The sequence below is a fragment of the Paenibacillus sp. 2TAB23 genome (assembly GCF_052115165.1).
Lineage (GTDB): Bacteria > Bacillota > Bacilli > Paenibacillales > Paenibacillaceae > Pristimantibacillus.
The window spans coordinates 163,428-177,253 of the sequence record NZ_JBFRGD010000014.1; the positions used below are offsets into that span (position 1 = coordinate 163,428).

At 47.4% G+C, this 13,826-nt stretch carries 8 protein-coding genes; 6 read left to right on the forward strand and 2 right to left on the reverse strand.

From position 1 onward, the window contains the following. Positions 1-388: 388 nt before the first annotated feature. Positions 389-1,696, forward strand: a complete 1,308-nt coding sequence (locus AB4Z29_RS20165) for a GHKL domain-containing protein (protein WP_441944785.1) — start codon at positions 389-391, stop codon at positions 1,694-1,696. 167 nt (positions 1,697-1,863) lie between these two features. Here the strand turns inward: AB4Z29_RS20165 and AB4Z29_RS20170 are convergent, their stop codons facing one another. After that, positions 1,864-3,648 carry a discoidin domain-containing protein gene (locus tag AB4Z29_RS20170; protein ID WP_441944786.1) on the reverse strand — a complete coding sequence of 595 codons (1,785 nt, stop codon included), beginning with the start codon at positions 3,646-3,648 and terminating at the stop codon, positions 1,864-1,866. Between the two features lie 495 nt (positions 3,649-4,143). Here AB4Z29_RS20170 and AB4Z29_RS20175 point away from each other — a divergent pair, with 495 nt between their 5' ends. Next, positions 4,144-4,773, forward strand: coding sequence for an immunity protein Imm33 domain-containing protein (locus tag AB4Z29_RS20175; RefSeq protein WP_441944787.1), 630 nt, complete (start codon positions 4,144-4,146; stop codon positions 4,771-4,773). Positions 4,774-4,827: 54 nt separating this feature from the next. Here the strand turns inward: AB4Z29_RS20175 and AB4Z29_RS20180 are convergent, their stop codons facing one another. Beyond that, positions 4,828-6,402 carry a catalase gene (locus AB4Z29_RS20180; RefSeq protein WP_441944788.1) on the reverse strand — a complete coding sequence of 525 codons (1,575 nt, stop codon included), beginning with the start codon at positions 6,400-6,402 and terminating at the stop codon, positions 4,828-4,830. Between the two features lie 677 nt (positions 6,403-7,079). Here AB4Z29_RS20180 and AB4Z29_RS20185 point away from each other — a divergent pair. The 4 genes from AB4Z29_RS20185 to AB4Z29_RS20200 all read left to right on the forward strand — a co-directional run bounded on the left by AB4Z29_RS20185 (position 7,080) and on the right by AB4Z29_RS20200 (position 13,717). After that, positions 7,080-8,834 carry a sensor histidine kinase gene (locus tag AB4Z29_RS20185; protein WP_441944789.1) on the forward strand — a complete coding sequence of 585 codons (1,755 nt, stop codon included), beginning with the start codon at positions 7,080-7,082 and terminating at the stop codon, positions 8,832-8,834. Between the two features lie 165 nt (positions 8,835-8,999). Beyond that, positions 9,000-10,616 (forward strand): SWIM zinc finger family protein, encoded by a 1,617-nt coding sequence (locus AB4Z29_RS20190; RefSeq protein ID WP_441944790.1) that lies wholly within the window; start codon positions 9,000-9,002, stop codon positions 10,614-10,616. Then, positions 10,613-13,516 (forward strand): DEAD/DEAH box helicase, encoded by a 2,904-nt coding sequence (locus AB4Z29_RS20195; protein WP_441944791.1) that lies wholly within the window; start codon positions 10,613-10,615, stop codon positions 13,514-13,516. Before AB4Z29_RS20190 ends, AB4Z29_RS20195 begins: the two co-directional genes overlap by 4 nt. Before the next feature lie 9 nt (positions 13,517-13,525). Next, positions 13,526-13,717, forward strand: a complete 192-nt coding sequence (locus tag AB4Z29_RS20200) for a hypothetical protein (protein ID WP_441944792.1) — start codon at positions 13,526-13,528, stop codon at positions 13,715-13,717. Positions 13,718-13,826 lie beyond the last annotated feature (109 nt).

Below are 13,826 nucleotides of genomic sequence, written 5' to 3' on the forward strand. Positions count from 1 at the left end.
CGTTAAGATTCTTGATTTCAAATCTGGAAATGATTTGTAAAAATGGATCAAGTCGGATGAGGGTGTATTCTTCAGTCAAAAAGCAATCGACGCATTGCAAAACCGTACGTACTAATCTGAAAATAACAAAATGCAAAGGGGCAAATGCTCCTTTGCATTTTGTTATTTTCAGATTAGAGTGGGGCTGTATACGGAAAAAAGCGAATAGGAATTAGGTGGGAACGTGATAACGAGCAAAAGGAACTTGGTGAATTACAAATCTAACATAACTTGAGGATCGTACAGCATAGCGATATGCTGTCTTATTTTTTGTTATAATCTAATTATTAGATTGGAATAATCCGATAACTAACTTTTAACGCTAAGAGGAAACGAGACTAATGCGAAAATGAGAATCCAATTATCTACTAAAAAAAGAATGATTTATTTTATCATCATTTCGATTGTGGTAATGAGTGTGTTAACGGGTATTAAATTATATTTTTCCTATCATTCCACGAGCAAAATGGCCGAGATCACATTAGCGAAGCAATACACGGAGATTGCCGAGGACATTGCCGCTGATTTGGATAAAGAAAGATTTGGAAAGTTTATGCAGACGAAAACGTATGATGAGCATTACATACAGCTGAAACAGTTTTTGGAGGAGTATCAGAAACGAATCAATTCTCTGTATGTGTACATCTTGATGCTGGATGACACCGACGTATCCAAAGTTATGGTATCCGCAATGCCGGTCGGTGTTAAGGATTTTCCAATTGGTTATCCTTGTACGGTGCCTGCCGAACAGGTTCAGCTCGCTAAGCGAGGGTTTGATTATCATACAAAGGTTATACATGATAAGATGACTGGCTCTTATTTATCGGTAGGTGTACCGTTTTTTGACGATAATGGCAAGGTTCTCGGAGTAATCGGGATCGACATATCAGCAAGCGAGCTTGGCAATATTAGCAGGCAGGTCATTCAAAACAACATGTATGTGTTCGGCTTGGATATTCTATTTGCAATCCTGCTGCTGGCAGGGGTTTATTTGCTGAATAAGTGGTACAAGGGACGTCTTAAGCAGGATATGCAGGAGTCGGAGGAAATGTATATATCCGAGCTGGGTAAGGTTGTAGACACGATAAAGTCGAGCCGACATGATTTGATGAACCATTTTCAGGTGCTGAACGGGTTGATGGATATTCGCAAGTATGAGAAGGCACATGACTATTTGAAACAATTAACTGAGGAGTCAAAAACGCTGCATCTATCCTTAAGCGTTAAAAACCCAATGCTGCTGGTACTGTTTAAGAGCAAGTGGGAGCTTGCCCATTCTAACAACATTCAGATGAGCTTCGATACGGAGTTCGATGGGTTTGATCGCATAGCGCCAATGGACATGGTGAAGCTCTTTTCGAATTTGCTGGACAATGCGATTGACGCGACAGCGGTCTATGAAGGCGTGCTGCCACGGGATATTCAAGTCAGCTGCCATATGCACAATAACAAATATTTGTTTGTGATTGCTAATCCAACGGAGCTTTCGGAGATCGAGCTGGGAAGCTTGTTTCAATCCGGATATACGACAAAGCAGCAGGTGAATGGGACTCATGGCAACGGCCTGTCTATAGTACGAAGAACCGTTGACAAATATGAGGGTGAATTGAATTGCCGCCTTGAAGAAGGCAAGCTGCGGATGGAGATATTGATCTAAAGACGGAGTGGGCATGGCGTACGGGAAAAATGCAGGACTGCTTCGATGTGAGCAGTCCTGTTTTTTAATATATAAGATTTTATATGTTTTCACATATAAATGTGCTTATTTATCACCGCAAAACGACTGTTTTTGCCACAGAAGAAGGCGACAGCCGTTTACGCTTTTTAATGGAGATCAGGCAGCTCATCCCGCGTGATTACATTGGACGCCCCATAGAGTGCCTGTATCTGGGCATTCGTATTGGAGCTGAATGTGAGCTCCGCCCAGCTCATCACAAAGGTCCATCTTGGCTGAGCCAAGAGCTGGCTGGCGGTTGGCAATTTATCGCATTCCCCGATCGCAATAGGTTTATTGCCGGCCACAGCAAGTGCAGCATTGTATTTGGCTGTCGTAAATCCATCTGGGTTGTATACATCCAAGGCGAATATATCCCAGTAGCTGCTGCCAGGATTATAAACGCTCCAGTTCAAATCAAGATCCTGCATATCCCATACCCACACCAAATTGGATAAGCCTTTCGTATTCTCCAAGTAGTCGTGAGTCAAACGGTAGAGAGCAGCAGTTCCGTTCGCTCCTGGCCGACCAGCCCACCAGAATATGCCTTGATTCATCTCATGGAAGGGTCGGAACAATACGGTTACATTCTGGTCTTCCAGGTATTGCAAATATTGCGCATAGTTATCGAGCCTTGCCTTCCACGCTTGATTAAGCGCTCCGCCGTTTGTAATGAGGTCCGTCCACTGCGCATTGGAGAGCGAGCTTACGACGCCGCCGTTCCAATTGCCGGAATCACTTTGTGTAGGCGGCGTAACATGCATCATAATATTGACGATCGCCCCGTTATCCCACTGCTTCTTCGCTTCATAGATCATGGTCCATCGATTGCTAATATCGCTTGAGCTGAACAAAAAGTCTCCGCTCCATAGCCCTGGATAACGGCCTGTTATGTTCGTAACGGCATTGGTTTGCACAGCAGGCGTCGCATTTGGCTCCCGGTTATGAATACCGATGACCGTTTTGCTGCCGCTGATACTATTGATGTAATCGAGCACGCCTATGCTCGAAGCAGGAGTTCCGCTTCCATAGACCTCGAACTCGTAAAGGGAGTAGCCGTAAGCCGTAGCTCTTTGGAAAGCGTAAAGCTTGATATATCGCGCATTTGTGGCGGGGAATGTAATCGTATTGGTGCCGCCGGTAGCGCTGTAGTTAGCATAGACGGTCGTCCAGCTCGCATTGTCGGTTGAGGTTTGAATTTGGTATTGCGATGCGTAAGCGGACTCCCATTTTAGAATTACGCTCGATACGGTCTGTGCAGTGCCTAAATCAACAACGAAGTTTTGTTGATCCACTACAGCGGATGACCATCTTGTTGCCGAGTTGCCATCAACGGCATTGGCTGCAGCGTAGCTGGCAGATTCCACCGAAGAAGCAGTCACTGACTTGCCTAAAGCGAGGTTTGAAGGATTGCCATAGACTTCGATTTCATATAAGGAATACCCATAAGCGGTCGCTCTTTGAAAAGCATACAGCTTCACATAACGCGCATTCGTAGAAGTGAAATTAATGGTGTTCGTACCGCCAGATCCGTTGTAATTGGAATAAACGGTCGTCCAGCTTGCATTGTCGAGCGAGGTTTGAATTTGGAATTGTGAAGCATAAGCGGCCTCCCATTTGAGGACAACGCTTGACACCGACTGTACGGAACCGAGGTCAATGATAAAGTTTTGCTGATCAGTATAAGAAGAGGACCATCTTGTGCTTGGATTGCCATCAACGGCATAGCTTGCTGGATAACTCGAAGATTCTGTGCTGGAAGCGGTAACGCTTTTTCCTAATGCAAGGTTTGTTGCGGCGAGAGCCTTTGTTGGGGGAACAAAAACATTGCCGCTAAGCAGAAGTGAAAAAATAATGACGAATAAGATACCTTTCCCGTACATCGTTTTGAACATGACAGATCCTCCAATATCGGAATTCAGTTGGTCCACTCTCTGTATCTCGGTATCCGCGTACATATTTAGGGATGAATAAAGAGCCTCCTTTTCGTATGATTTGTAAACGTTTCCATTTGTTTCAGGATGAGTATATCATGCCTGAATTAATTGGTAAACATTATTTAACAAAATTATACTATTTGCAGAGAATGAACGGTTTTTAGGTGTGGATCAAGAGAGTGAACGGTTTTTATTATTTGAATAAAGTGAACGTCACGGAAACTGCACTTCAACAATTGAAAATTTTATTGCGGTGGGTCTATTGATTTCATTCCTGGTAGTTGTCCTGGTAGTTGTGTTGATAGCTGTCATTTTGTATCAGGAAAAGGAGAGGATAGGGCGGGAATGGCATCCAGTGCCGGAGTGAGCTAAAATAAAGATAGTGGCATAAGAAATTTTCACTTCGTTCAAGTGCAATCTGGAACGGCAAACGTGTTAAGGAGGAAATGAGCAATGGGATGGACTTTAGTAGATGTTGTGCAGACGAGCCTAACCTATCCGGATACTTTTATTATCCCTGCTGTAGAAGCTAGGATTAATCAGCGTGAGGGGGATTTAGTAGGGTTGCATTTTGTAATGGGTCAACCGGAAGGCGAAGAGCCGCGTGCGGAGAGAATGTGGGTGGAAATAACCAGTATGAATGAATCTACTGGAACGTACACGGGCGTGCTGACGAATGAGCCTTTGTACATCGAATCGCTTCATGCAGGCGATACCATTACATTCGAGCCCAGACATATCGCAAGAATTATACTGAAGGAAAACGATCCCGACTGGCTGGCAATCGGCGAGGACATGGCGTTAGTATCAAAAATGTGCATCGATGAAGCGTGGACCTTTCGCTACCTCTATCGCGAGCAGCCTGATCATGCGGAAGACAGCGGCTGGAGATTGTTTTACGGCAATGAAACGCCAGAATACACAAATGATCCTGATCATGTAATCATTCTGAATATATATGATCTTTGTGAACGTGATTCATCCTTGCGAACGCTGTTTAGAGCAGAATACGGATCGGCATTCGAGCGCGCGGACAAGCAAAGCCCTTGGGTAAAAGTAGAAGAACAGCCTTCCGCCGAATAATATCGGCTGTCATTGCGAAGAGGCCGGGATTAATATCCAGGCCTCTTCCGTATTTTAATAGCCGTCCGTCGAATGACCAAGCTCGCTTGCCAGCTCCATGCCTTCGTTTGCCGGATTCGTGCCTACATGCCCGCTGTTTTTCAATTGCTGTTCGGCATGAGCAAGTCCCTCTGAAACCCGATTTCCATAGTCTTTGTCGGCTTCCGTGAAATGCTTTACCATTTGCTCGCGAATGACGGTGCTGCAGCCCTTGAGTGCATCGACTAAATTCTCAATAAGCTCGTCGCGTTCCCATTGCTCGAATTTGCGATAGGTTTCGCCCGCTTGCTGGAAATTGTTAGGACGGTCAATAGGCGCTTTGAGCAGCTTCGCCGAGTAGTAGGGTTCATGCGGCTCACCTGAGCGCTCGGCTTCTTTAAGACCGCCCATCGTAGATGGTTCATAATTGACATGGGGATTTTGTCCTGGTGCGATATCAATGGAGAAAGTCATTTGGCCGTCCCGTTGATTGGTAGCCACTTTCGTTTTGGGCGCGTTAATCGGCAGTTGAAGATAGTTTGTTCCGACGCGGTGACGCTGCGTATCCGAGTACGAGAACGTACGGCCCTGCAGCATTTTATCATCGGAGAAATCAAGCCCGTCTACCAAGACTCCCGTTCCGAAGGCTGCCTGCTCTACTTCTGCAAAGTAGTTTTCCGGATTTTTGTTTAACACCATTTTGCCAACGGGCAGCATGGGGAACTGCTCTGGATCCCATAGCTTCGTATCATCGAGTGGATCGAAGTCGAGCTCGTCATGCTCGTCATCGCTCATCCATTGTACTTGAAGCTCCCATGCAGGATAATCGCCGCGTTCAATGGCCTCATATAAATCTTGCGTCGCATGGTTGAAGTTTTTTCCTTGAAGCTGCTCCGCCTCGCTTTGCTTCAGGTTTTTGATTCCCTGCAGCGGCTCCCAATGGTATTTGACAAGCACCGCTTTGCCTTCGGCATTAACCCATTTGTATGTATTGACGCCTGAGCCTTGCATCTGTCTGTAATTTGCAGGAATTCCCCATGGGGAGAACAGGAACGTAATCATATGCGTCGCTTCAGGCGATTGCGAGACAAAATCGAAAAAACGCTCCATGCTTTGCACATTAGTAACGGGATCGGGTTTGAATGCATGAACCATATCTGGAAATTTCATAGCATCGCGAATGAAAAAGATTTTGAGGTTGTTGCCTACCAAATCCCAGTTGCCGTCCTCTGTATAAAATTTGGTAGCGAAGCCGCGCGGATCACGAAGCGTTTCGGGAGAGTGCCCGCCATGAATGACGCTCGAGAAGCGCACGAATACGGGAGTACGCTTCCCGGGTTCTTGGAACAGCTTCGCTCTCGTATAAGCAGCAATAGGTTCCTCGCCGAGCTTTCCGTATGCTTCAAAATATCCGTGTGCGCCAGCCCCTCGCCCATGAACGACACGCTCTGGAACGCGTTCACGGTCGAAATGCGATATTTTCTCAATGAAATGATAGTTCTCTAAGGTTGAGGGTCCGCGGCTGCCAATCGTTCTGATATTCTGATTGTCCGAGATGGGATGGCCTTGCCGATCGGTAAGTGTCTGTTCATTTGATTCATTGGTCGACATTCTGTTTCATCCTCCGCATTTACTTTTATTGGAATCCTTCCACGTATTTTGTCTTGCGAGGCTTAACATTATTCATCGTAGGGCGAGTGAAAGGAATTGCAAGAATTGATCAATAAAAGGTAGGATTATGGTATAATAGAACCATATTTCAACATTAATTTTATTCCAGAACGAAGTGACCTGCCGATTTGTACAAATGCACAGGAGGATAAGATGTTTAAATTGGGTCTTTTTGTATTTTTGTTTTGGTTGCTCGGCAACCCGTTTATTGCCATTATCGTTATGCTCCTCCTGCTTTATCTACTCGACCTGTGTTTTATTGGAATACCGCCAAGTATCCTCAAACCTTTAAAAAGATTATCGAGAATTAGGAAATTAAGACAGCAAATAGACCAATCCCCGAACGATGTATACTCCAAGCATGAGCTTGCACGGAAATACCGAAGACGTGAGACGCGTAGCCGAAGAGGGGCTTCGTGTGTATCGCATGCTGCCCAAATACAAGAAACGCCAGGAACGCCAGTGGGCAGTACGTCTATGGTTCAGAAAACGTTTTGGCTGATTGGTTCCTAATCGACTTCTCTTGTGAATATTTGTAATCATTTGTTAGCGGGCAGCATATTGTCGTTTGGATGTGGATGTTACATAATGAAAGCTATAATAGATAGAAGGGCAAGATGCATGAGATGCAACGCAACATTTGGCTTGTGGCCATAAGTGTTATAGTCGTTTTGGTATTACTGAATAACACGGCCTATTATTTTTTAACCAAAAGGACATTGGAAGAATCGTTTAACGAGGAGCTTGTCACAGCCGCCAAGCGGCTGCAAATTTCGCTGGAGCAATCAAGGGAAGGGTCGGAGCAGTTCCAGAATCAAATCGGACGCGAGCTTCGCGCAGCATCGATTGCCATTCAATATGCGCTTGATCCTGACGTTGAGAAGGTCACGACGGAGCAATTGGCAGAGCTTCGCGACAAGCTGGGACTTAGCCATATTACACTTCTCAAGAAGCTGCCGGATGACATCGTGTTATATAAATCGACGAATCCCAATCAAGAGAATAAGAGCACAAAGACATGGAAGCCTTGGTACGAAGTGTTCAATCAGCTCTTTGATGACAAGAACGCCTCAGTGGACTGGCTTGGGCAATCGCTGCCGAACTTTTGGAGCGGGCCATTCGAGGTCTCGGCCACAAATGTAGACCAAATTAACAAGTGGGGCTATTACTTCGACGGGGCAACCAATTATATGATTGATCCCTATGTGAATTACGAGCGGCAGGAGCAATACGAGAGCGCGACAGGCGTTCATCGGATGATCGAGAACTCGCTGCAAAGCAGTGATTCCTTGAAGGAAATTGCATTTGTAAATCCGGAGACGTTTCCTGACGGCAAAGAAACGATCAATACGGAGGGGCATGTGCAAGGTCACAAAGTGCAGGAGCCAATCTTCTACGGTTCTTATACCATTAAGTCAGCGAAAGATACGGAGCTGGTGCGTAAAGCCTATTTCTCCAAAAAAACGGTCACGCTCCGAGAAAATATAAACGGGCAAGAAATTTATAAAATGTATATCCCGACCTTTGCGAACGAAAGCGGCATTAACATTACAGACCGAGATGGCCAGCCGATGAATAGCTACGTTCTGATGCTTTCGTCTGATTATCATGTTATTCAAGATAAGCTGGATTCACAGTTTTTGAATTTAGGCATTATTATTCTGATCGTAACCGGATTTAGCTTGCTTATTGCCGTAGTCGTTATGCGTTATTACAGACAGTCAAAGGAAAAGGTTGTCCGCGTGACGCAAGAAACCTACGTCGAAGAGATTAACCAAATGTTTTATTCGATTCGTGCGCAGCGTCATGATTTCTTGAATCATGTGCAGACGATTCATTCCTTGGCAGAGCTGAACAAATCGCAAGAGCTTGTAGCCTACACGAAGGAGCTGACCGGCGATATTCGGCTCATGAATGATATTATTAATATCGGAAACCCGGCAATTGCCGCGCTCGTGCGCTCCAAAATTTCACAGGCTGAAATCCATAAAATTCAATTCAGTTGCTCCTTTACAGGTCTCAATATGCAGGAAATGGGCATTAGAACGCTCGATGTGAACCGCATGCTTGGCAACTTAATCGATAATGCATTTGATGAGGTGCTGAAATACGCCGAGGATCGTCGTCACGTAACGCTCGTAGGCAAGCAGACTGCGGCTGCTCTGGAATTTACAATCACGAATATTTGCGAGAATGCGGCGGAAGCAGTTGCCATGCCGATATTCGAAGCGGGTTATTCCACAAAGCAGCAGGATCATCAAGGCTTGGGGCTCTCTATTGTGAAATCAATCGCTAAGCAATACAGAGGCGACGTATATGTTACCGCCGAGCCGGCGGGCAAATTGACATTTGTGGTGAAGATGCCACTATAGGATTTAATCGCCTGACCGCGGGATAACAACTGCAGTCAGGCTTTTTTATCTATATACGTTTTATTATTTTAATCGTTATTGTGGTTTTGCCTCCAAATGATGGCACCAGCGGTTCTCGCTTGGTATAATAGTAAGAATGCAAGTGAACGGAAAGGAAGCGGGTGAATGTCTGTAATGCACCTCAATGAAAAGCTGCACGCGCTGATGGAACAACAGCTTAACGTACATGTCGAGACCACGATTATGAAACGGGGCTGGCAGTACTATATGGAAGGCAAAGTGAACAGCGCCAATGAAGGAAGCCAGGACCATCTCTACGGCGTAGTAAAGGGTTCGGATTTGTATGCCGTTATTCTGGATGCCGGCAATTTGAGGTATAGCTCTTGCACCTGTCCATATTCTGGATTTTGCAAGCACATGGCAGCCGTTTATTTTCAATATTGCAGTCAGCAGGAGGGCGGACATACGCTTGCCGAACGCTCTTATTTCCGCTTGCTCGGACTTTCGTCCGCAAGCACGTTTGTCAAGAATAAGCCGACCGTGCAGGAAGCTCCTCAGCCAGAGGCGGTACCTGTCATTGTGAGAGATCCAGGCGAATCGGCAACGGCTCAGGAATGGTTTGCTTGGATGGAGGCAACCCATGGCGAGACGTGGCGCAAATGCAGGCATTCGCTTCATGCGCTTCAGCCTTTGCTCTCCTCGCTGAAGGGGCTTTCCAAGGATTGGGAGAAACGGATGCAGCGTCTGCACTGGTCGACCGCGATTATTTTTGTTCTTGAGCAAGCTGAAAGAGCGATCAATACCGTTGATTCGTTCAGCAGATATTATCATGAAATGTCATTCATCCGTATGGCGGAGCCTTGGGTTGAACATTTATATACGTTAGTTTCGGAGCTGACGCCAGCTGAGATGGAGCCGCGGGAAGAGGATTGGGCGGATGCTTTGATTGCTCACGTCAAGCTATGGGCATCCAGCACGGAACGGCAGCTTTTTGATTGGGAATACATGTATTTGGCTTTTTGCGAGAAGCTTGCTGAAAACCGAAGCTGGTTTGAAGGAGAACTTTCGGCGATGGTGCAGCAGTCGAGGGGGGAAGCCCCGGAGAGTGTGAACAAAGCATTTTTGCACACCGCGATTGGAATTATGTACTTTTTGGATAGGCAGGACAAAGAGGCAATCGAGCATTTCTCATTAACAGCCTTTGAGCGTTCACAGAAAGTGATGTATCCTTGCGCGGCACAGCGTATGGAAGAGGGGCGTTGGGAGCTTGTAGCGGATTGGATGAGCTTTCTCTTCGAACGTGTGAACAAAGGCAAAAACGGAAGGTCAGTGGGGCCTTTCGTAACCTTATGCCGCAGAGCGGATCTTGATCGTCCGGATATGCCGATCTGGTCCGAGTATATGACGCAGCTGCTGCCCCATTCCTATTCTGAATTGTCGGATCATTGGCTGGATCAGAAGCGGTATGAGGAGTGGGCGGATTTGCAAATGCTGGTAGGCTCGCGCCCTGAGGACGTTGGCGCGCATGCGCTAAGGGAAATTGCCAAGCTTGCGCCGCGTGCGTTAATGCCGCTGTATCACCAGTCCGTAGAGGCATCGATTCAAACGCGCAACCGCCAGGGCTACCGGGTAGCCGTTAAACAGCTCAAGAAGCTTGAAAAGCTCTACAAAGCCGATAAGGATGCAGCGCGGTGGGAGCAGTATATTGGCGGGCTTGTACACAAGCATCAGCGGCTTAGAGCGTTCCAAGAAGAGTTGTGGAAAGGGAAAATTGTTACATGAAAACATATATTGGCGCACGCAAATTGACGGTAGACGGATTTTGGAACGAGGATGAGAGCGGCGCCTCCGTTTTATTAAGCGCTGTTGACCGAAAGGATGCGGCAGACGGGAAGCTGCGAACGCTATTGTTCGCATGGCATAAGGCTTCGTGGTACGGGGCAGATGTCGAGGAAATCAGCGTTGGCGAACGGAAGCTGTTGAAGGTTCCTCCACTGCTCGCCATGGACTACTTGTCTTCGCCTCAACATGTCAGGCTGCTTCAGGTGGATTGGACGGATCGTTTAGGCGTTTTGATGCAAATGGCTGAACAAATAAGAACAGCGCTGCTGAACGGCTGGTTTGCGCCGGATTGGGAACGCTGGAACGACGAGAAACGAGCATGGCGGATGTCAATTCCGGAGAAAGAGCAAGCGTTCTCCCTACAATGGATCAATAATATGCAAGCTGCCCATCGGAATGGCGATATCGGCGTCGAGCATTGGATTAGCGGAGCCGTTGAACAAATGATAGAAGAAAACGAGCAGGCGATGAGTGCTTGGAAGGCGATCAGCTCAGCCTCGGGCGAAGCTGTTCTGAGACGGAAAGCTGCGGATGAGGAAGATTGGCTCATCGCGATCGGACTTCGGAAGGATGTGCTTCCGTTTCGGATCGCGCTGCAGCTTGTCGAGCCTGTGGAGTCAGCGGTTTGGCGGCTGCGCCCGGCATTGCAAGATAGGGACGGGGGCCCTTGGCTTCCTATTCGGTTCAATGAGAGGGATGGCAGCTGGGAGTCGGATACAGAGGATGAACGTGAAATTCAGACCGATTGGCTGCCGCATCTGGAGGGCAAGCTTGCTAAAGAACAGCTGAAATGGATAAATGCTCTTCCTGAGCTGAAGTCTATCGGGAATGAAAACGAGCTGAAGGATAGATTGTCCGACAACGAGGCGTGGAATTTCCTGGAGCATGCGAGCGTGCAGCTGTTGGAAGCTGGCTGCCCAGTACTTCTGCCTAGCTGGTGGGAAGCGGTACGTACGCGCAAGCTGAGGCTGAAAGCGAAGATGAAATCCTCGGTAGGCTCAGCATCGCAGCCTATGTTCGGTCTTGACCAAATTGTACAGTTTGATTGGAAGCTGGCGCTTGGCGATGTCAATTTGTCTGAAGCGGAGTTTATGCAGCTTGCTGAGCAGAACCGCCGGCTCTTCCATATAGGCGGAGAATGGGTTCATTTGGATCCGCAGGATGTCACGCAGATCAAGCAGTGGTTGAAACGAATGGGAAAACGCAAAGGCTTGTCGTTCCGTGACGTGCTTGAGATGCATCTAAGAGGCGGCATCCCGCTGGATGACAGCGGGGAGCTGGAATCGGAACTGGAAGCGGAGGTCGAGCTGAATGAGCATATGACCTCATGGCTCACGCAGCTGCAGCAAATCTCGGAAATACCGTCTGCTGAGATTCCGCCTTCTTTTTTAGGCGAGCTTCGCCCGTATCAGCAGCAAGGTGTCTCTTGGCTTCTTTTTCTAAGAAAATTCGGACTTGGCGGCGTGCTTGCAGATGATATGGGACTCGGGAAAACCATTCAATTTATGGCTTATCTCGTATATATAAAGGAGCGTAAGCTCCAGTCGAACGGACCTTCCCTGCTGATTTGCCCGACATCGGTCATCGGAAACTGGGAGAAGGAGCTTGAGAAATTTGCACCGTCGCTTCGCGTCATGCTTCACTATGGCAACAAGCGGGAGAAGGGTGAGCATTTCCGTGACTCCGTTTCTGAAGCAGATCTGGTCATAACCTCTTACTCGCTTGCACAGCTGGATGAAGAGGACTTGAGTCTGGTCGATTGGGATGCATTATGCTTGGATGAAGCGCAAAACATTAAAAACGTTTATACGAAGCAGTCAACGGCTATCAGGCGTTTGCCTGCCCAGCATCGCATCGCATTAACCGGAACGCCGATGGAGAATAGGCTGACGGAGCTTTGGTCGATCTATGATTTCATTAATCCAGGTTATTTAGGCAATATGAACGAATTCCGGAAGGAAGTCGTTGCGCCGATCGAGAAAACGCGGGACGAAAAAATGATTGCCGGCCTTCAGCGCTGGGTGAAGCCTTTTATGCTGCGCCGCGTGAAAAAGGATCCGAATATCCAGCTCTCGCTGCCTGATAAGAATGAATTCAAAACCTATATGACATTGACAGCCGAGCAAGGCGTCCTTTACGAGAATTTGGTTGCAGACCTGCTCGAAAATCTCGATAAGCTGGGCCCGATGCAGCGTAGAGGTCTTATTCTAGCGGCATTAACGAAGCTTAAGCAGCTTTGCGACCATCCTTCCTTGCTTAGCAGCGAAGAGAAACCCACTGCGTGGGAAATCGAGCGCTCCAATAAAGTGGCTAGGCTGCTTGAGATGTGCGAGGAAATTGCAGCAGAGGGTGAACGCTGCCTTATTTTCACGCAGTACATCGATATGGGGCATCAGCTTAAGCAAATGCTGGAGGAGAAGCTCGGCCTGCCTGTTCCGTATTTGCATGGCGGTGTGCCAAAGGTAAAACGTGACCAGATGATTGACCAGTTCCAGAATGCAGATGAGCCTTGCTGCGCTTTTGTCCTTTCGCTGAAAGCAGGGGGAACGGGCCTGAATCTTACTGCAGCGAACCATGTATTCCATTTCGATCGTTGGTGGAATCCCGCTGTAGAGAATCAAGCGACCGACCGTGCGTTCCGCATCGGGCAGACGAAGCAGGTTCAGGTGCACAAGTTTATTACTCTCGGCACGCTGGAAGAGAAGATTGACGAGATGATCGATCGGAAGCAATCGCTTAACGATCAAGTTGTCGGCCAGTCGGAGCAATGGATTACTGAAATGACAACCGAGGATCTGCGAGAGCTGTTTGCGCTTCGGAAAGGCTGGTTAAAGGGATGAGGGATCTAAATGATTGAAGGAAGCTTGCGGGCAAAGCAGGAGAAGCTGCAGCTTGACACCCAAAAAGCCAATCAAGCTGAGCAAACCTCACAAGATATTGAGCAATTGCCTGCTGAGGACCGAAGCCATGAGGGAGCAAATCTCGAATGGCAGCAGTTCTATGAGGTTATCAAGGGCATTACGAAGGATATGCGTTACTAAAATACAATGAACATTGACATAGCCTGTCGGGAATAATAACCCGGCAGGCTATTCATTTTTATCCCTCTTGCGAAAAATAAGAGAATTGTATCCCTAACTTATCGTTTTT

What these genes read in the sequence shown, in the direction of transcription:
- AB4Z29_RS20185 (WP_441944789.1), top strand. Translation starts at nt 7,080, where the DNA reads ATGCATGAGATGCAACGCAACATTTGGCTTGTGGCCATAAGTGTTATA.
- AB4Z29_RS20175 (WP_441944787.1), top strand. Translation starts at nt 4,144, where the DNA reads ATGGGATGGACTTTAGTAGATGTTGTGCAGACGAGCCTAACCTATCCG.
- AB4Z29_RS20190 (WP_441944790.1), top strand. Translation starts at nt 9,000, where the DNA reads ATGTCTGTAATGCACCTCAATGAAAAGCTGCACGCGCTGATGGAACAA.
- AB4Z29_RS20200 (WP_441944792.1), top strand. Translation starts at nt 13,526, where the DNA reads ATGATTGAAGGAAGCTTGCGGGCAAAGCAGGAGAAGCTGCAGCTTGAC.
- AB4Z29_RS20165 (WP_441944785.1), top strand. Translation starts at nt 389, where the DNA reads ATGAGAATCCAATTATCTACTAAAAAAAGAATGATTTATTTTATCATC.
- AB4Z29_RS20170 (WP_441944786.1), bottom strand. Translation starts at nt 3,648, where the DNA reads ATGTTCAAAACGATGTACGGGAAAGGTATCTTATTCGTCATTATTTTT.
- AB4Z29_RS20180 (WP_441944788.1), bottom strand. Translation starts at nt 6,402, where the DNA reads ATGTCGACCAATGAATCAAATGAACAGACACTTACCGATCGGCAAGGC.
- AB4Z29_RS20195 (WP_441944791.1), top strand. Translation starts at nt 10,613, where the DNA reads ATGAAAACATATATTGGCGCACGCAAATTGACGGTAGACGGATTTTGG.